At 62.8% G+C, this 17,911-nt stretch carries 21 protein-coding genes; 15 read left to right on the forward strand and 6 right to left on the reverse strand.

The genetic code is table 11. The features are described from left to right. Nucleotides 1–92 precede the first annotated feature (92 nt). A complete protein-coding gene (locus tag J2Y63_RS27550) occupies nt 93–293 on the reverse strand; it encodes a helix-turn-helix domain-containing protein (RefSeq protein ID WP_435268707.1) in 201 nt (66 codons plus the stop codon). Between the two features lie 109 nt (nt 294–402). On the opposite strand from J2Y63_RS27550, the gene J2Y63_RS27555 reads away from it, so the two are divergent. The 3 genes from J2Y63_RS27555 (at nt 403) to J2Y63_RS27565 (ending at nt 2,980) form a co-directional block, all read left to right on the forward strand. After that, complete coding sequence (locus J2Y63_RS27555; RefSeq protein ID WP_435268708.1) at nt 403–912, forward strand: hypothetical protein; 510 nt, start codon at nt 403–405, stop codon at nt 910–912. Between the two features lie 32 nt (nt 913–944). Beyond that, entirely contained in the window at nt 945–1,274 is a 330-nt protein-coding gene (locus tag J2Y63_RS27560; protein ID WP_435268709.1) for a single-stranded DNA-binding protein, read from the forward strand. A 692-nt stretch (nt 1,275–1,966) separates the two neighbouring features. Continuing rightward, nucleotides 1,967–2,980, forward strand: a complete 1,014-nt coding sequence (locus tag J2Y63_RS27565) for a hypothetical protein (RefSeq protein WP_435268710.1) — start codon at nt 1,967–1,969, stop codon at nt 2,978–2,980. 270 nt (nt 2,981–3,250) lie between these two features. Here J2Y63_RS27565 and J2Y63_RS27570 read toward each other — a convergent pair whose 3' ends face one another. Continuing rightward, nucleotides 3,251–4,222 (reverse strand): antitoxin Xre/MbcA/ParS toxin-binding domain-containing protein, encoded by a 972-nt coding sequence (locus tag J2Y63_RS27570; RefSeq protein WP_435268711.1) that lies wholly within the window; start codon nt 4,220–4,222, stop codon nt 3,251–3,253. Nucleotides 4,223–4,374: 152 nt separating this feature from the next. Beyond that, a complete protein-coding gene (locus tag J2Y63_RS27575; protein WP_435268712.1) occupies nt 4,375–4,722 on the reverse strand; it encodes a hypothetical protein in 348 nt (115 codons plus the stop codon). A gap of 422 nt (nt 4,723–5,144) precedes the next feature. Here J2Y63_RS27575 and J2Y63_RS27580 point away from each other — a divergent pair, with 422 nt between their 5' ends. Beyond that, complete coding sequence (locus J2Y63_RS27580) at nt 5,145–5,993, forward strand: DUF932 domain-containing protein (protein WP_435268713.1); 849 nt, start codon at nt 5,145–5,147, stop codon at nt 5,991–5,993. 449 nt (nt 5,994–6,442) lie between these two features. On the opposite strand, the gene J2Y63_RS27585 is transcribed toward J2Y63_RS27580, so the two are convergent. Continuing rightward, nucleotides 6,443–6,922 (reverse strand): Lrp/AsnC family transcriptional regulator, encoded by a 480-nt coding sequence (locus tag J2Y63_RS27585; RefSeq protein ID WP_435268780.1) that lies wholly within the window; start codon nt 6,920–6,922, stop codon nt 6,443–6,445. An 85-nt stretch (nt 6,923–7,007) separates the two neighbouring features. Between J2Y63_RS27585 and J2Y63_RS27590 the strand changes: the two genes are divergently transcribed. Next, nucleotides 7,008–7,940: a DMT family transporter gene (locus tag J2Y63_RS27590; protein WP_435268714.1), complete on the forward strand. Its 933-nt coding sequence runs from the start codon at nt 7,008–7,010 to the stop codon at nt 7,938–7,940. On the opposite strand, the gene J2Y63_RS27595 is transcribed toward J2Y63_RS27590, so the two are convergent. Further along, nucleotides 7,927–8,235, reverse strand: coding sequence for a hypothetical protein (locus J2Y63_RS27595; RefSeq protein ID WP_435268715.1), 309 nt, complete (start codon nt 8,233–8,235; stop codon nt 7,927–7,929). The two genes, J2Y63_RS27590 and J2Y63_RS27595, sit on opposite strands and share 14 nt — an antisense overlap. A 504-nt stretch (nt 8,236–8,739) precedes the next feature. Here J2Y63_RS27595 and J2Y63_RS27600 point away from each other — a divergent pair. The 8 genes from J2Y63_RS27600 (at nt 8,740) to J2Y63_RS27635 (ending at nt 13,094) form a co-directional block, all read left to right on the forward strand. Beyond that, nucleotides 8,740–9,060 carry a DUF736 domain-containing protein gene (locus J2Y63_RS27600; protein ID WP_435268716.1) on the forward strand — a complete coding sequence of 107 codons (321 nt, stop codon included), beginning with the start codon at nt 8,740–8,742 and terminating at the stop codon, nt 9,058–9,060. A gap of 89 nt (nt 9,061–9,149) precedes the next feature. Continuing rightward, nucleotides 9,150–9,941, forward strand: a complete 792-nt coding sequence (locus J2Y63_RS27605) for a hypothetical protein (protein WP_435268717.1) — start codon at nt 9,150–9,152, stop codon at nt 9,939–9,941. A gap of 57 nt (nt 9,942–9,998) precedes the next feature. Continuing rightward, the gene (locus J2Y63_RS27610; protein ID WP_435268718.1) at nt 9,999–10,184 is read left to right on the forward strand and encodes a hypothetical protein; all 186 of its coding nucleotides are present in this window, start codon (nt 9,999–10,001) and stop codon (nt 10,182–10,184) included. After that, nucleotides 10,181–10,336 (forward strand): hypothetical protein, encoded by a 156-nt coding sequence (locus J2Y63_RS27615; protein ID WP_435268719.1) that lies wholly within the window; start codon nt 10,181–10,183, stop codon nt 10,334–10,336. The genes J2Y63_RS27610 and J2Y63_RS27615 overlap by 4 nt, the downstream gene beginning before the upstream one ends. A 357-nt stretch (nt 10,337–10,693) precedes the next feature. Beyond that, nucleotides 10,694–10,951, forward strand: coding sequence for a type II toxin-antitoxin system Phd/YefM family antitoxin (locus tag J2Y63_RS27620; protein WP_435268720.1), 258 nt, complete (start codon nt 10,694–10,696; stop codon nt 10,949–10,951). Further along, the gene (locus J2Y63_RS27625) at nt 10,944–11,360 is read left to right on the forward strand and encodes a hypothetical protein (RefSeq protein ID WP_435268721.1); all 417 of its coding nucleotides are present in this window, start codon (nt 10,944–10,946) and stop codon (nt 11,358–11,360) included. The genes J2Y63_RS27620 and J2Y63_RS27625 overlap by 8 nt, the downstream gene beginning before the upstream one ends. A 631-nt stretch (nt 11,361–11,991) precedes the next feature. After that, nucleotides 11,992–12,432 carry a DUF3846 domain-containing protein gene (locus tag J2Y63_RS27630; protein ID WP_435268722.1) on the forward strand — a complete coding sequence of 147 codons (441 nt, stop codon included), beginning with the start codon at nt 11,992–11,994 and terminating at the stop codon, nt 12,430–12,432. 89 nt (nt 12,433–12,521) lie between these two features. Next, nucleotides 12,522–13,094 carry a hypothetical protein gene (locus J2Y63_RS27635; RefSeq protein ID WP_435268723.1) on the forward strand — a complete coding sequence of 191 codons (573 nt, stop codon included), beginning with the start codon at nt 12,522–12,524 and terminating at the stop codon, nt 13,092–13,094. A gap of 337 nt (nt 13,095–13,431) precedes the next feature. Here the strand turns inward: J2Y63_RS27635 and J2Y63_RS27640 are convergent, their stop codons facing one another. Further along, nucleotides 13,432–13,968 carry a hypothetical protein gene (locus J2Y63_RS27640; RefSeq protein ID WP_435268724.1) on the reverse strand — a complete coding sequence of 179 codons (537 nt, stop codon included), beginning with the start codon at nt 13,966–13,968 and terminating at the stop codon, nt 13,432–13,434. 264 nt (nt 13,969–14,232) lie between these two features. Here J2Y63_RS27640 and J2Y63_RS27645 point away from each other — a divergent pair, with 264 nt between their 5' ends. Both J2Y63_RS27645 and J2Y63_RS27650 read left to right on the forward strand, forming a co-directional pair. After that, on the forward strand, nt 14,233–16,590 hold the full coding sequence (locus J2Y63_RS27645; RefSeq protein WP_435268725.1) for a ParB/RepB/Spo0J family partition protein: 2,358 nt from the start codon (nt 14,233–14,235) through the stop codon (nt 16,588–16,590). A gap of 146 nt (nt 16,591–16,736) precedes the next feature. Further along, nucleotides 16,737–17,558 carry an N-6 DNA methylase gene (locus tag J2Y63_RS27650; RefSeq protein ID WP_435268726.1) on the forward strand — a complete coding sequence of 274 codons (822 nt, stop codon included), beginning with the start codon at nt 16,737–16,739 and terminating at the stop codon, nt 17,556–17,558. Nucleotides 17,559–17,911 lie beyond the last annotated feature (353 nt).

Genomic DNA, 17,911 nt, shown 5'->3' on the forward strand with positions numbered 1-17,911 from the left:
AATATAGTTTATCTTTCTGGCAACCGATTTGGCGAAAAGTGGGCTTCGCCCAGGCGAGCGGGACTGCCGACAGGCATCCCCAGCGTCGCCGATCAGAGAGGCGCTGCCCCGCTCACCAGCTCCTGGAAAGGCACATCGAGGTTCACGCAGATGCGCGTAATCGTCTGGAGAGAAGGGTTTGCCGTTCCGTCAATGATTTGAAAATAAAAGGGATAGGTCACCTCGCAAAGTTGAGCCATCTCTTTCTTGTTCAGGCCGCGCGTCTCACGCTCGCGCTCTATGACCCTTGCCATGTTTCGCAGGATCCTCGTTCCAAGCTCGGTGTCTGCCTTCTTGCGCTTGCTCGTCATCGCCTTATAAACTATAATTTACTCGTTAGTGTGATTGATGAGAAGATTGCAGATGATCGCCAATGCCATGCCTCACCCTGTCGTCCTCGGAATGTTTTTGACGGTCGCGGCGCTTCCCGCTCCAGCCGCCGCCAGCGAATGGGGCTGCGAAGTCCTGCTCTGCGCCTCGTCTTCCAATCCATCCTGGCGCGGCGTGTCCGCCTGCCATCCCCCGATGAACCGGCTTATCTCCGCGATGAAGAAACCGGGCTTCGACTGGCCAACCTGCCCCGAGGCGGGCACGGGTTCGCCAGGCCACGAGCGATATGCGGATTGCCCGAAGGGCTATCAGGTCGGAAGCAGGGGGGACCGCAATGGATTCGCCCGAGAGGGCGACCTGTGTGTCAAGACAGTCAACATTTGCCAGGGCAAAACGCACGGTCTCTACAGTTCTGATCGGCAGCGGAGCTGCATACAAACGGTCTCCATATCCCGACCGCTCAGGTCAGAGCCATATTACTTCGACATCAGGAATGACACTTCCGGGCAAACCGAGCGGCATTGGTTCGGGCTCAACAGATAGACGGTTTTTCTCAGTTAAGAAAGGTTTAATCCATGCGTACGGTTAACCGGCATACCGTGCTTGGCCACGTCGGAAACATCATACCGCTGAAGGGCGTGTTGAAGGTGAATGTGGCGACCAATCGCGAATGGCAGTCGGATGGGGAGCGCAAAAGTGCCACCGACTGGGTTCAGGTCACCGTCCTGGACAAGAAGCAGGCCGAATGGATCGAGGAGAATGTTGGGCAGGGCGATCTCGTCTATATCGAGTCCCGTATCTCGAATAGCAGCTATCAGCGGGAGGGCGAGCAGGTCTATGTGACGGACGTCATCGCACAGCTGTTCAACCTCGTTTCCAAGAGCAGGGCGCATAGTCAATCATAGGCGTTGGGCGGGTGCCCGGCCCTCCTCCCCTGTATGCACCTGCCTGCCTGAATGCCGCCGCTCACTCCGGCGGCATTCTTTTTTCAAGGTGATCGTCCACGGTGTTGCAGGCCGTTATCCAGCCGCCGCGCCGTGGGACGGCGCGGCCGCGGCCGCAGCGAGCCGGCCCCGCCGGTAAGCGGAGCAGGCGAAGGAAACCCGCGCTCCGCAATTGCGCAGTAGGGCTTTCCGGAGCCTCGTAGATAGCGGCCGGTTTTCCCACGCCGATGATCTTCTTCGATATTGCCATGGGCCACCGCTCGTTTCGGGCGGCCGCGCTCTATGCAAGGGCACGGAGCCAGCCTGCGGCGGTCTCCGCCGATGCCGGTGACGATCGCTTGTCCTTCTCGGCTGCTGCGCATCCGGCACTGAGGCCCGCGCGCGAGCCGCATGTTTCCTGCCGCTCATACGACAGGCCATCGATCCGGCCAACGGGCAAGCGCGCCCAAGGGCGCTGTCGCCCGGCGAAAAAATCGGCTTTCACCGCTGCGCGCCGAACCTTCCGATTTTTGCCCCGGCCGACCCATGACCGGACCGCCGCCCTGCCGGGAGCGGTCTTCGCCCCCTCCCTTCGTTCCGAGGACGTGTGGGCACGTCCTTCGGACCAAAGGAAGAAGGCTCCGCCCACGGCGAAACCGTAAAGGAGCACGGGCATGACCATTGCAATCGTTGAAAACAGCACCCTTGTCGTGACGGTCGGCAGCTATGCAACCAGCATCACCGCCGCCAGCATCACCAGCAGCTTTGACGCCTTGAGCCATTTCCCGGAACGGCGTGCGGCCGGCGAACTGTCCGACCTTGCCATCCGCATCAACGGCTTCGGCAACTATGTGGACGAACTCGCCGCTCGGGAGGGTGTCGCGGCCAGCTTCAATGCCGTGGACGAAAAGCAGATGTTCGCGATCCAGCATGTGGCGATCACCCGCGCATTCTGGGCGGCGGAGAGCCGCTGCATGAGCTGGTTCGTCACCGGATCGGCCAACTTCCCGGTCGCACGCAACGAGAAGCGCCAGCGCTCGGCCGACGCGCGCAGCGCCGAAATCCGTGAGCATGACAGGAAGGCCCGCAAGACAGCAAAACGCCATGCCTTCCCCCATGGCGCGGAGGGCGAGGCCATTCGCTCGAATGATCCGGAGGCCCTGGACAAGATCAGGAAAAAGATTGCCGGGCTGGAGAACGATTTTGAGCAGGCGAAGACCGCAAACCGGATCATCCGAACCATGCGGGCGAAGAAAGCCGAAATGGCGGACATCATGCGCGCCGTGGTCGAGCAGACCGACATTGAAATCCACATCATCGGTCGCGCCTTGGAGCACGCCGAGACCTTCCGCATGCCGGTGAAATTCGACACGACGCTTGACCGGGCGGAAATCCGCCGCCTTCAAGATCGCCTCGCTTCCCTGGAGCAGTTGCAGGAGCGCGGCGACACTGAAACGAAGGTGGAAACCAGCCTTGGGGAAATCGAGATCATCGAGAATATCGAGGCGGCGCGCATCCAGCTTTTCTTCCCCGGTAAGCCCGACGACGCGACGCGCGGCCTCCTGAAATCCAACGGCTTCCGCTGGTCTCCCTCATATGGTGCATGGCAGCGCCATTTGAACGAGAACGGCCGGTGGGCGGCAAAGCGTGTCGTCAAGCAGCTTCAGGATGAAGGCGGGAGCGCGTAGAGCGCCTTCACCCCGCCCCTTCAAGATAATTGAGGCGATGTACCAATTGAGGCACATCGCCTCATTGCTTGAACCGTCTGCCTGCGTTTTGTCTGGTAGACGTGACGGCTAGATAGCCACGATTGCCGCCGCCCTGTCTCGAACCCGCCTAACATGTCGTCGCATTGGCGGATTGCCGCGCAGCCCCCGCATCGAGCGGACGCAGCACGGTTCGAGGGGAACCCCAAAGCCCCTCCCCTCGTGCTCCCTTCCCGCCCATAGGCATCGGCGTCACGAGGATAGATCGTCCGGCTTGCCGGTCCTGCCGAGCTGGTCGCGGATATACGTCTCGATATAGTCGAAGACTTCCACCGCGCCCGCGTCCGTTTCGATCAGATCGATCGGGCGACGCCCGCCGAGATGGACACTGTCTCGGCGCGCCCATTTCAGGATCTCGCCCTCGCTGCGCAGCACCGGACGGGCCATTTCCAGCATCTTCGCAAGATGGTGCGGCTTCGCATACCACGAATGGGGCTTCACGCTCGCACGGCGACGTCCCGGAACGACATCAGGCAATTGCGAAGCCCGCAACTCGTCTTCGGTGATATGCCGCCGCACCCAATGGGCCAGCTCCGCCAGGGAGACATTTGCCTCGCGTTCGAGATCGCCGCCGGCCCCAACCTTCCGCGTTGGGATGACGAGTCCGCGAACAATGTGCGGGCAGCGCGCCTTCAACATCTCCAGCGCCGGCGCCAGGTCGGTGTCGTTGGTGACGAGCACGATCTGGTCGATATCGCCGCTCAACGCATCGTCATAGAGCTGGAGCGCCAGGTTGACGTCCGATTGCTTTTCCTCGAGCTTCCAGACCTGAATCTTGTCGCAGTCGCGCGGCCAGCGCTTCGGATCGTCGGCGGGAACGATATGCTGGTTGGCCTTGTAGAGCGCATAATGGCCCATCACGAAGGCGAGCCGGCCGCCGCAATGTGTCATCAGCGCATTGTGATAGTGCGCTTGCGACGACACGGAATCTTCGCCCTTCGAGGCGCTTTCGATGATCTTCGCGGTAAAATACTTGATCGCGCAATCCGGATGCAGGGCCATGGTCGCCGGCGCAGTGTCTGGCGTGGGCCGGTAGAGGATCGTCGGCAGGATGTGCGTCTCGAACAGGGCAAGGACGTCGAGCCACTTGAAGGCCGTCTTGCGCAGGCACCCGTAATAGAGATTGTAGCCGTCGATATAGACGCGTGTTCGTAACGCCGGCACGCCCTGCCCCCAAGACATAAAAAAACCGGCTTGCGCCGGCTTTTTCCCCCAACCGCCCGGAGCCCATGTCTCTCAGGATGCTGGGTTAGTTGTTAGCTCTCAACATAGTGTCGAGGGACGTCCACGTCAATCAATTTCGACCGCCGCCGGCGTTACGTCGGCGAGTCCGCCGCGATCTGACGTAAAATAGGCGCCCGGACCTCGATACGCAAGTTCTCGCCCCGAACTTCGAGACTGCGGGAAATCTCGTGTTGAGCAGGACGGAACAGTCCGGGCCGTTGCCCGCTCCTGTCTGTTTCCGTACAGATCATTCCCCGGCACTGCCGGGCGTTATCCAGCCGCAGCGCCGTGGGACGGCGCGGCCGCGGCCGCAGCGAGCCGTCAGGCGAGCGGAGCAGGCGGAGGAAACCCGCGCTCCCCAATTGCGCCGTAGGGTTTTCCGGAGCCTCGTGGATAACGGCCGGTTTTTCTCCGTCGAAGATCTTCTTCGCTTGTGCCACGGGGGCCATCGCCCGTTCCGGTCGAGCGCGCTCTATGCGGAGCACGGAGCCAGCCTGCGGCCGTCTCCGCCGATGCCGGTGACGATCGCTTGTCCTTGTCGGCTGCTGCGCATCCGGCAATGAGGCCCACATGCGGGCCGCATGATTGTCTCGCCCCTGACATCGCCGGGCGTTCGGTTCAAGGGGCAGGCGCGGCAAGCCGCTTGTCGCGCCGGCAAAAAAAGGCTTTCACCGCTGCGCGCCGAACCTTCCGTTTTTTCCCCGCCACGACCCCTTGATCCGCCCGCGCGCCGCCGTGGGGCGGGCTTTCGCCCTCCCCCCTCTGTCCGGGGGAATGTCAGAGGCCATTCCCCCGGAAAGACCGGGGAGGCTTCGCCCAAGGGGGCTTCCCTGCGGGACTTCGGGAAAAAGGAGACAGAAAAATGAGCATCTACACCCAGACCGCCCGTTTCGACACCGGCCGCGCCCTGACCGAGGCCGAAATGCGCAGCATCGCGCCGTCCATCTTCGCCGTGACCGCCCATGAGAGCAGGTCCGAGCGCTTCAAGCCCATCCCCACCATCGAGGTGCTGCGCGGCCTGATGAACGAAGGCTTCATGCCGGTCGGCGCCAAGCAGTCCAGCAGCCGCATCGAGGGGAAGGCCGATTTCACCAAGCACCTTATCCGCATGCGCCGGATCGATGACGGCAAGGTCTATCATGTTGGTGACACCGTCTGCGAAATTCTCCTCAAGAACGCCAATGACGGAACCAGCGCCTACGAGCTGATGGCCGGGCTTTTCCGCGTCCGCTGCCTCAATTCCTTAGTGACACAGACCGGCACCATCGACGCCATCAAGGTCCGGCATTCCGGTGATGTGCAGCACAAGGTCATCGAAGGCACCTATCGCGTTCTTGGCGAAGCCGAACGCACCCTTGCGGCCCCGCAGGACTGGTCCGGCCTGCGGCTGAAGCATGAGGAGAGGGAAATCCTTGCCGATGCGGCGCATGTTCTCCGGTTCGGGGACAACGAGGGCGAGACCAAAACCCCGATCAAAGCGGAACAGTTGCTCGTTCCCCGCCGCCACGACGACCGCAACGACGACCTTTGGACCGTCTGGAACGTCGTTCAGGAGAACGCCATCAAGGGCGGTTTGCGTGGCGTCGGCCGCGACGATCTCGGCAGGCCGCGCCGTGCGACGTCCCGCGCCGTGAACGGCATCGATCAGGACATCAAGCTGAACAAGGCCCTTTGGCTGCTCGGCGAGCGGATGGCCGCGCTGAAATCCTGACCGAAGCCGCGAGAGCGCCGTTGGCACCCGGCGGCGCTCTCCCCATCACCACAACATCGGAGGCTTTGCACCACAGCTGTCGGGCGTCTCTTCGTGTTGGCGCGCGCTGCGACTTCCGTGCTGGTTGGCCGAGCGCCTGGTCCTCACCGCGTCTAGCGGATCGGACCAGGACGAAGGGCGCCCCGAAGCCCCGCCCCTCGAACTCCCCTGCCCGCCCATTCAAACGGCGCGCCGCAAGCGGGCGCAGTCGGTCCCGCCTCCCCTGCGGGCCGCTTTGCTGAGGCTCCTGCGGCTGCGCTTCTTCCGCCCGCAACGCAGCGAGAATGCCCGAAATCCCGGCCAGAGGCCGGCGCTATGCTGATTTCTCCGATATTCGCCTTCATATCCGGATCGTGCCGTGCTCGCTGCGCGGCGCTCGCGGCGATCTGGCGTGCCCACGACGACCGCGGCTAGAGCGGCGGCAAGCGCCGTTTCACCGACGTTCCCTTGATGACGGCCGTGCTGGTGACGGCATGTTCCGAGAGCGCTTCAAGGACATCGTCCATCTGCTCGATGGTATGGACCACGAGGCGAGCAAGGAACGGATCGTCCCCGGTGATCTTGTCGCATTCGACAAACTCCGGCCGTTCCTGAATGAGCCGTTCGACAAGGTGGAGCTTGCCGGGAAGCGGCCGGATCCGAACCATTGCCCTGATCTGATAGCCGATCGCGCGCGTATCCACGTCGAGGGTGAAGCCTCGGATAACGCCGGCGGCTTCCAGCCGGCGCACCCGCTCCGACACACTCGGCGCGGACATGCCGACCAGGCGGGCAAGCTCGCTCATCGACAGACGGGAGTCGGAATCAAGCGCGGCCAGGATTTGCGCATCCGTCGCGTCGAGCGTCGATTTTGCAGATTGAAGGTTCTGAGGTGCTTTTGCCTTCGACATGACGGGCATTCTAGGGAATTGTCTTCTGACATTCCATATAAATCAGACAGGTCGCATTGCATGATGAATCCAACAGGAGAACATTATGCTGCTTGGAATTGTCGCCGGCCTCACCACTTGCGCGCTCTGGGGGCTCACCTTCATCGCTCCGCGCGCTGTCGCGCCCTTCACGACATGGGATCTGACGATTGCCCGCTATGGCATCTTCGGCCTGGCCTGCCTGCTCCTGATGGCCGACCGGCGGTTCCGGCCGATCGGCATCGCCCCGTCGCGGCTCCTGATCGGGCTGCTGCTCGGCGGCGCCGGATATGTCGGGTATTTCCTCAGCGCGGCCTTTGCCGTTCAACTGGCCGGGGCGGCCGTTCCGCCTGTCATCATCGGCACCATGCCGGTCTTCCTGGCGATCATCGCCAATCTCCGCGACCGATCCGCACCATGGAGGGCGCTGACGCTTCCCCTGGTGCTGATCGCAACCGGCGTGGTGATCGTGAATGTTGCGACGGTGGGCGCCGCCGACGTTGCGGATACGGCGTCGATCATGCTCGGCGTTCTCGCCAGCGCGGCGGCCCTGGCGATCTGGATCGCCTACGGGCTGGCGAATGCCGCCGTCATGCGGTCCGTCGACGCGCCCGATGGTCTGCGATGGACAGGACTGCAGGGCATCGGCGCGGCGATCGGAAGCCTCCTCCTCTTGCCGCTGGCGTCCTTCGATCTCGCGACGACGGCCTCCACCTGGGAAACCTCCCGCTTTCTGGCCTGGGCGGCGGTGATGGGGCTGGCTGGCTCGTGGTTCGCAACCTGGTGCTGGGTCGTCGCATCCCGCCGCCTGCCGCTGGCGCTCGCGGCCCAGCTCATCGTTGCCGAAACCATTTTCGGACTTGCCTATGGCTTCATGTTCGAGGGGCGGTTTCCATCTACCGCCGAGGCCGTCGGTGCGCTCCTGCAGTTTGCCGGCGTCTGCACGGCCATTGCAGTGTTCGGTGAGCGGCGCGCCGAGAAGACAGCTACCTGCGCTTGACCTCGATCTCCTCGATGATCCGGTAGCTGCCGATGATCGCGCCGACGCCCTCGTTGAGCAGAGCCATGATTGCCGATCGTGTCATGGGGACGGTTTCGATCCTCTCCAGGCAGAGAGGAGGATAGTCGTTGTCAGGTTCCGCCTCCAGTTTGGCGTGAAGTCCGAGCATATCGCGCCTTGCCGCCTCCTTATCCTCGTAGAAGAAGTCCGGAACGGTGCGGTCCGCCCAGCGATCGTCGCCGAGGTCCCATTTGCCCGTGTAGGCGTACAGGATGAGGGTGGGGGCGGTTTCCATGCATTTCTCCTTCAGGCGATGCTGGTTCCTGGCACGGAGCGTAATCGCATGGTTGACGCCGGCAACTGACAGAACTGTTAGTTGGGACATCGCCCGTTCCGGCCGAGCGCGCTCTATGCGAGCACGGAGCCAGCCTGCGGCCGTCTCCGCCGATGCCGGTGACGATCGCTTGTCCTTCTCGGCTGCTGCACACCCGGCATTGAGGCCCGCATGCGGGCCGCATCGTTCGTCTCGCCCCTGACATCGCCGGGCGTTCGGATCAAGGGGCAGGCGCGGCAAGCCGCTTGTCGCGTCGGCAAAAAAAACGGCTTTCACCGCTGCGCGCCGAACCTTCCGTTTTTTCCCCGCCACGACCCCTTGATCCGCCCGCGCGCCGCCGTGGGGCGGGCTTTCGCCCTCCCCCCTCTGTCCGGGGGAATGTCAGAGGCCATTCCCCCGGAAAGACCGGGGTGGCTTCGCCCAAGGGGGCTTCCCTGCGGGAAACGCAAACTCAGGAGACAGACCATGACCGAACTCACCAACTTCATCCGCTTCAACGAAGATGGCACCCTCAGCGGCAACATCGCCTCCATCGCCTACGACATCGATATCACCGGCGAACCCTTCACCAGCACCAACAAGGACGCGCCTGTCTACCGCATCCATGCCAAGTCCCCGCGCGGCCGGCGGCTCGAACTCGGCGGCATCTGGAAGAAGAAGAACCAGAACGGCGGCGACTATCTCAGCCTCTCCGTCAGCACCGGCCACGGCAGGCTCAATGCCAATCTCGGCCGCTTCCCCGGTCAGGATGATGAAGACCTGATGGCCGTCATTCCGTGGGATTGATCGAACGACGCACCGGCTCGCCCGAGGGGAACATTCCCTTCGGGCGGCCCCGAACCATTGGAGTGAGATTTCTGAAAAGGACGAGGACCATGGACAGCCAAAGCACCGACACCCTTGGCACCGCACTGGTGGAAAGCGGTTTTGCCCCTAGTCTCGGCCTTCTCGACATCAACACTTCGCTGTCCGTCCCGCACGGTTTTGAAATGCCCGCGCCATGGAACCTCCCGTCGCGCATGTTCAGGTTTCCAATCGAGGTGTGCTGCCCGGAAGGCGAACGGCCTCGAAAGCTCGGTCTGCGCCATCCGCTCTTGGCCGATCATCCCTATGTCCGCCATGTCGAGGCCGCGCTTGGTTTCGAGATCGACCGCAACGGTGCGCCGAACCGCCACGGCTATTCCAGCGGCCCGACAGCCCGCTGGTGGCATGCCGTCGATCTGGTCAGCGCCGGAAAATGGCGTGACCTGCTGGCGACACGGGAATTCACCGAACGCGCCTGCATCATGAACGCCGTCACCTTTGGGTGCCGCTATTCGCGCTATGATGACAAAAAGGCCGCTGGCTACATCACCACCGCCGAGGCCCGCGAGATCATGCGCGAGATTGGCGCGACCGAACCGGGAGAACGCGGCAGGGCCATTCGGTCCTTCTCGGCCCCGATGGTGTGCCGTCAGGAGAAGGGCGCTGAACACTGGCCGATCAACACCGGCCGCCAATGCGCCGAGGACGCGGCATGGGGGATGATCTTCGGTATCGAGGATGGCTGGTTCCGCTATGACCGCTCCGGTTTTCTGCAATGGTCCGTACTTGGCCGGGAACGCTACGCGGCGGGCGAAAGCGCAACCTACACGCAGGCCAGCGGCCAGACCGCATTCGCATTCTAGAAATTTGGAGGCCCTGCGGCCGACCGATGCCCGAAACCGCATGGAAAGGGAACGCAAATGAACAGGCAGAATGTCACCATCATTCAAACCTCCTCCACCGTTCGCCAGATTACCGTCGAGGTTGAAGCAATCGACCACGAAAGCGCCGTGGAGGCGCTGCAAAACGGAGATATCGACGTCCCCGCTTTCGACGATCCGAGATGGACGACAAACTGGACACTCCAGTCGGAGGAATACGAATGAGCCGCTACACCATCACCCTTCACAAGGGCGAGAGAACGGACGACGAGTCCGTCATCGGTTTTGATCCACCATTGCGCACACACTTCCTGCAGGGTTTCGAGAGCGACGATGATTTCGGGACGCCGGAAATCTGGCTTGGCACGCTTTTGTAAGAGTTTCCGACATTGGAGGGCATTGTCGAGGAAGCCCGCGCCAAGGGCTACGAAATTAGCAGTCTCGATCATGCCGACATGATTGCTATGCTTCAGGAGGCAGGCCATGAATACGAGCCGTCTATCGCGGAACGCCTCGGCTTTGTCAGATAGAGATCTGCCCCTCCTCCTCTAGGAGGGGTAACCGCGACGGGACCGTTCGGCCCGCGTCGAGCGGGCGCGAAGCGGTTCGAGGGGAGCCCCAAAGCCCCTCCCCTCGCCTCCCCTGCCCGCCCGAGGAAGATCGCGGAACGGCGTTCCCGCTTGCAAAATAGTCGAATAATTCGTATTATTTGACTTAATCGAGGGAGCCCGCTGATGCAGAAGTTCACCACCGTCGACCTGCTCCGCGACATCAAGACCGTCACCATGGCGGCAGACCGTCATCCGGTCGCGATCACGCAGCACCGCAAACCGCGCTATGTCCTCATGACCTATGACGAGTTCGAGGCCATGAAGAGCCGGGGCGATCCCCGGCGGGTTTACACGCTCGGAGAAGCGCCGCAGGAGCTGATCGACATGATCATCCCCGAACTGGATCGCCTGATCGCGGAAGGGGAAGACACCAATGGCTGACATTCCGGCCAGCGGCTCCGTCTTGCGTTATCCGTATCTCTGGGCGTGGCAGCGCGACAGCGGCGAAACGGAAGGGCGCAAGTCCCGCCCTGTCTGCATGGTGTTCGCCATCCCCAAAGGCGCGCAGACCCATTTGGTGATACTGGCGATTTCCGGCACGCCGCCGCGCTCCGATCAGACGGCGCTGGAAATCCCCCAGCTCGAATGCCGGCGAGCCGGAATCCGCGACTGGAAGGATGCCTGGATCACCGTGTCGGAATTCAACCACGATATCGCGGAAGCGTCCTTCTATTTCGATCCGAACGCCGAACTGCTCGGCAGCTTCAGCAAAGGCTTCCTCGCCAAGGTCGCCGCAGCCTTCAAGCCGTTCCTCGCCGTGCCGGGCGCGCGGGTGCGCAGGGTCGAATAGGCCGAACCCTTACCCTCTTCCGCTTGGCCTTTCTCTTTTCGTACAGATTGTTTCCCGGTGTTGCAGGCCGTTATCCAGCCGCAGCGAGCCGCCAGGCGAGCGGTAGCCAAGCGGAGGAAACCCGCGCTCCCCAATAGCGCCGTAGGGTTTTCCGGAGCCTCGTGGATAACGGCCGTTTTTCTCCGTCGATGATCTTCTTTGCTGGTGCCATGGGCCATCGCCCGTTCCGGTCGAGCGCGGTCTATGCGAGCACGGAGCCAGCCTTTGGCCGTCTCCGCCGATACCGGTGACGATCGCTTGTCCTTGTCGGCTGCTGCGCATCCGGCACTGAGGCCCGCGCGCGGGTCGCATCGTTCGTCTCGCCCCTGACATCGCCGGGCGTTCGGTTCAAGGGGCAGGCGCGGCAAGCCGCTTGTCGCGTCGGCAAAAAAACGGCTTTCACCGCTGCGCGCCGAACCTTCCGTTTTTTCCCCGCCACGACCCCTTGATCCGCCCGCGCGCCGCCGTGGGGCGGGCTTTCGCCCTCCCCCCTCTGTCCGGGGGAATGTCAGAGGCCATTCCCCCGGAAAGACCGGGGAGGCTTCGCCCAAGGGGGCTTCCCTGCGGGACTTCGGGAAAAAGGAGACAGAAAATGAGCGCAGTCAAAGCCTTCCTGATCGAGCCGATGGCAGGCACCATTCGCCCGGTGACGATCAACCTCGAAGGCAGCTATGCCGAGATCAAGGGGCTCGTCAAATGCGACATGATCGATATCGTTCGGCTGAACGGCCTTGATATCATCGTCGATGACAATGGGCTGAGCGATACCGTGCCGTGCCTCACGGAAGTCACCGGCGCGCCGACGCCGATTGCGGGAAATCTTCTCGTGACGGCGTCGGACCGGCTAGGCGAACTCGCTGATGTGACCGAAACTATTGCGGCCGTCGCCGCCCGCTTCACAATCGCCCGCCCGATGCTGCGGCCCGTCATCGTCGTGTCCGAGCGGCCGGGTGTGATCGCGGCCGAGATCGTCCGCGTCGAAATCTTCCTTGACCGCAGCGCGCCGAAAGTCACGGAAGCCATCGAGGTGTGAACCGTTCGGAGCGGGGCGGCGGAGAGCCGCCCCGTTTCGCACCCTCCCCTCCCCTCAGATCGAAAAAACAGTGCGGATAGGAGCCGGCCATGGACGACCGGGACGAATTGGATCGCCTGCTCGGCGAACCCGAGCGACCATCCCTCACCCCTGACGGGCAATGGCGCGCGGACTATCGTAGGACGCAGCGTCACCGGCGGCTGGCCGGGGCGCAGCCCGATCTTTTGGGCGGCCCGACCGTCGAGCATTTCCATCGGAATCCCGCGCCACCCGCTCCGGAGGACTGGCCGCTCGACGACGAGATCACCCGGTTCCAAGACCTGTCGCCGGAAGAACAAGCGCGGCAGCTCGCCGCCGATCCCCATACGCCGTGGGCGCGCTCGACACGCAAGAAACTGACGCCAGAAGAACGCGCTGCCATGATCGCCAGCGCGGCAAACTGGCTTCGCCTCGGCCAGCGTGTTCGCATCACCGGCACATCGCCCTCCATCGATGGCACCAACGAGCGGCGCGTGGGCCGCGTCGGCGTTGTCTGGCGCGTGTGCAAAGAGCCGTTTGCCGACTACGTCCATATCAATCTCGACCTGATCGGGCAGGAGCGCACCGCGAAGGTCGTCTTTGTCGAACTGCGCGACGTCGAGCCGATAGACGGCGAGAACTGAGGGGCGGCGCCCCCTCTTCTTCGGCGGCGGCGCGAGTGCCTGGTCCTCACCGCGTCGAGCGGGTCGGACCAGGACGAGGGGCGCCCCGAAGCCCCGCCCCTCGAACTCCCCTGCCCGCCCGTCAAAACGGCGCGTCGCGCGCGGGCGCAGTCGGTCCCGCCTCCCCTGCGGCCCGCTATGCTGAGGCTCCTGCGGCTGCGCTTCTCCCGCCCGCGCCGCAGCGAGAATTCCCGAAATCCCGGCCAGAGGCCGGCGCTATGCTGATTTCTCCGATATTCGCCTTCTTCACTGGATCGTCCCGCGATCGCTGCGCTCTGCGCCGGCGCGATCGTCACGATCAATCTGCAGGGAACTCCAGAATGATCACCTGCTGATTGGCGATATAGGCTCCGATGTCGAAGGCACGAAAATCGGCAGCATGTTCAAACACCAGCACGAATCCGCGACGCCGTGACGTCGCAAGCGCTATTGAGGTCAGGACGCCCTGGCGCTCGTATGTGCTCGTATCGTCGATCGCGAACGGCGGAGGCGGCAGATCCGCCTTGGATGGTGTCGTCCCGATCTCGTTCTGGATTTCACCGGCGGCGGTAAGGGTGCTTATGAAATCGGTCTTGGAAAACCGGGGCTTGCCCAGGACGATGACGATCCCGCCGGCAATCAGGTGCCGGCGAAGCCGATCATGGTCAGCCGGCGCCATCTGCGGCGTATCCGTCGTCCAACGCTGCCAGGCGCTGAAGGGCTCGGGTTCACTCGGTCGCAACTCGCCATAGACCTTATGGACCATGTCGATGCCGTGGCCCGTCACATACCACGAAAGCCAGTCTGATTTTCCCGTCATGGGAGGCGCGTGTTTGCCGGTAGATGGCGTTTCCATTGTCCCGATCCTGAATTCTTCTGTCGGCCCGAAGCCGACGACAACGCGAGGCGGCAGGCAAGAGATCGCGGTATTCCTCCATCGGTATCATGACGAGCTGCGTCAGGCCACCCTACCCGGCCGTGGATTAAGATGCGTCTCCCCACAAATATGTTCTTGATATGTTCTTTCCCGGCTTCTCATCTTAATGATCGAATCGTCTGAATCCTGCTAGGCCACCGCCCGGTTCGGACGGCCGTCTCCGCCGATGCCGGTAACGATCGCTTGTCCTTGCGGCTGCTGGCGCAGCCGGCATCGAGGCCCTGGCGGGCCAGCTTCCTGTTTCCGCCCCGTGACATCGCCGGCCGTCCGGATCAAGGGGCAGGCGCGGCAAGCCGCTTGTCGCGTCGGCAAAAAAACGGCTTTCACCGCTGCGCGCCGAACCTTCCGTTTTTTCCCCGCCACGACCCCTTGACCCGACCGTCCGTCGCCGTGGGGCGGGCTGCGCCCTCCCCCTCTGTCCGGGGGAATGTCAGAGGCCATTCCCCCGGACAGACCGGGGAGGCTTCGCCCAAGGGGGCTTCCCCTTCGGGGAATGGAAACCAAGGAGACAGAGCAATGACCGAGACCCAGATTTCCACTGAAAGCTTTTTCGTGCCGCTGAACAAGCTGGACCGCGACCCCAAGAATGTCCGCAAGACCTACAGCAAGGAAGGCATCACGGAGATGGCCGCGACCATCCGCGCCGATGGCTACCGGCTGTTGCAGAACATCATCGTCCGTAAGGGCGACAAGCGCGGCCGTTTTTTCGTAACCGCAGGCGAGCGCCGCCGTGCCGCCCTCCTCTTTCTGGCCGACGCGGGCGAAATCGCCAAGGACTTCCCCGTCGAATGCAAGGAGCGCAGCGAGGCCGAGGCGACCGAAATCAGCATCATCGAGAACATGAGCCGGGAGGCCATGCACCCGGTCGATGAATACGAAGCCTACCGCGTCATGGCCGAGGACGGGAAATCCGTCGAGGACATCGCCGCCCGTTTCGGAACCACCGAAACCATGGTCCGCAAGCGCATGGCGCTCGGACGTGTTTCGCCGATCCTGCTCGAACTCCACCGGCAAGAGGAAATGACCTTCCAGCAGCTTTCGGCCTTCACGGTGTCCGACGACCACGACCGGCAGGTGGAAGTCTGGAATAGCCTGCCATCGTGGAATTGCGATCATCGCGCCATTCGTTCGGCCCTGCAGGGCGAAGCCGTGAAGGCGACCGACAAGCGCATGAAATTCATCGGCGGGCTCGATGCCTATGAAGCTGCTGGCGGAACCGTCAAGCGCGATCTCTTCGATGACCAGAATGGCGGCTACGCCCTCGACGTCGCTCTTGTCGAAAAGCTCGTTGCCGACCGCCTTGAAGCCGAGGCGGAAGCCGTTCGCGCCGAAGGCTGGAAATGGGTGGAGGTGGTGCCGGTCATTCCGAGCGAAGCCGTCCGCATGCACAGGGTCTATCCGTCCGACATTCCGTTGACGGAGGAAGAACAGGCCGAGGAGGAGCGTCTGGAAACCGAATATGACGAGCTGGTGGCGAAGATCGAGGCGGGCGAGGCCGACGACGAGGCCGAGCCGCGCATCGAAGCTATTCAGACAAGGCTGGCGATCCTGTCTTTGGCACAGGAAGCCTATGCCCCGGAGGACATCGCCAAGGCCGGTTGCTATGTGACGATGGACTATTACGGCAACGTCGAGATCGAGCATGGCCTTGTCCGCCCCGATGATGAAGCCGTGGAGGAGGAGGTTGAAGCCGGCGGCGACAGCGCCGAAGACGAGACGGACGAGGGCGGGGCGGCCGTGCCGCCGCAGCCCGAACAGCGCGCCGAGCCGCCGTTCAAGATGCCTGCGTTGCTGGTGCAGGAGCTTACGGCGCAGAAGACCGCCGCGATCCGGGCCGAGCTTGCCCATAACCCGGACGTCGCCCTCGCCGCCGTGGTCCATGCCATGCTGGTGAACATCTTCGGCAGCTATGGTGGCAGCGACTATACTTCCCTTGAAGTGACGGTGAAGAGCGAACGGCTCGAAACCAGCATTGCCGATCCTGCGGCATGCGCGGGCATCGTGGCCATGGACGAACTCAAGGAGAACTACGGTCACACCATTCCCGGCAAGCCGAGCGAACTTCTGGAATGGTGCCTTGAACAGCCTACGTCAACGCTTCTCGACTTGTTGGCCTATGCGGCGGCAAAGTCGGTCAATGCCGTGCAACACCCCCACTATGAGCGCAAGTCGCAGCGCGGCCACGCCGAGCGGCTGGCACAGGCCCTCAAGATCGACATGACGCAGTGGTATGTGCCCACCGGTGAAAACTACTTCGCCCGCATCAGCAAGGCCGGGATCAAGCAGGCGGTTACCGAAGCCGTTGGCGAGGACTTGGCACTTGGCGTTCCCGGCATGGAGAAGGCGAAAGCCGTGGAATATGCCGAACGGAAGATCACTGGCACCGGATGGCTTCCCGCGCCGGTACGGATCGCTCTTACTGCCGAGCAGGAGCGCGAGCGGATGGTGGAAGCCAGCGGCGATGACGACGGCGTTTGCCCGTTCGACATCGATGACGCGCCGGTGACGGACGGCGCAACCTTCCCCGAAGCAGCCGAGTAATCGGCTGCCGCAGGCCGCGCAGTCTCCGGCGCGGCCTGCACCCTTCCCGACCGCTTCCCTTGATCGATCCGCATGACGACGCCGGGCTTCGCCCCGGCGATTGGCGAAACGCGCCCACGCGGTTCCTTTTCCTCGCAGGTGATCCCATGAACTCCCCGCGCCTCAAATCGATCGTCAAGCTATTCGAAAGCTGCCGCTACAAGCACGACCTCTACACCGTCTTTGGAGACTGGTGCGAAACCTCCGCCATCGCCCTCAGCAATGCCGTGGATCTCGCCCCCGCCGACAAGCGCGAAGCCCGGTTTCAGGAGATCGCCCGCAAGTATGGCACCGAGACCATGGGCACCTTCTCGAAAATCATGGGCGAAGTCGTCATGGCGCTGGAGGAACGTCCGCACGACGTTCTCGGCGCGACCTTCCACGCACTGGAACTGCACAACAAGGCGCACGGCCAGTTCTTCACGCCCTATCCGGTTTGCCAGTTGATGGCGCGCATCGTCGCCGGAAGCCCGGACGATATGAAAAAGATGATCGCGCAACGCGGCTTCATGCTGGCGCAGGAGCCGGCCGCAGGAAGCGGGGCAATGATCATTGCGCTGGCAGAGGCAATTCTGGAAGCGGGCATCAACTACCAGCGGTGCCTTCATGTAACCGCCGTGGACATCGACCCGCGCGCCGTCCACATGGCCTACATCCAGTTGTCGCTTCTCCATATCCCGGCAACCGTCATCGTCGGGGACAGCCTGGCGATGCGGTTCAGCGATCAATGGCACACACTGGCGCACGTCATGGGCGGATGGTCCGCAAAGCTCAGGAGGGCAGGGGAAGTCGCGAACACCGACCGGCCCATGCCAGTTCCGGCCGTGGTGCCATCTGCGGAGAAAGTTGCTGTCGCATCCTCGCCGGTCGGGCGGGGATCGGCAGCACCGGATACGGAAAAAATGTATGGTCAGCTTCGATTGTTCTAGGCGCTGCTTGGGGAGAGTTGCCGACCGGTTCGACCGGCCGACAACTCTATAAGAGGGGGGCAAGGTGCCGCTTTCCATGCGCATCCCATGAAGGAACCGGCAAGTCGCCTCGTTCAAACGTTCTTTTGAGAAAGCAGAGGGATGGGTTCCTCTTTCCTTGCCAAGGCCTCCCCGCCCGGCCAATGCGATAGGGTGTGTTGATGTTCTAGCTTTGCGTTTGCTAAGGCCCGCGGCGTCCTCACAATCGTGTCGGTTTGACGACCCTGGAGAATGTCTGCATTCGCGAAGTCTCCGATGTAAAGTTCTTTTATTTTTCGGGTTTGAAATGCCTTGTTGTACATGTACAACCGCCT

This window comes from Shinella sp. BE166 (assembly GCF_051201095.1).
GTDB lineage: Bacteria > Pseudomonadota > Alphaproteobacteria > Rhizobiales > Rhizobiaceae > Shinella > Shinella lacus.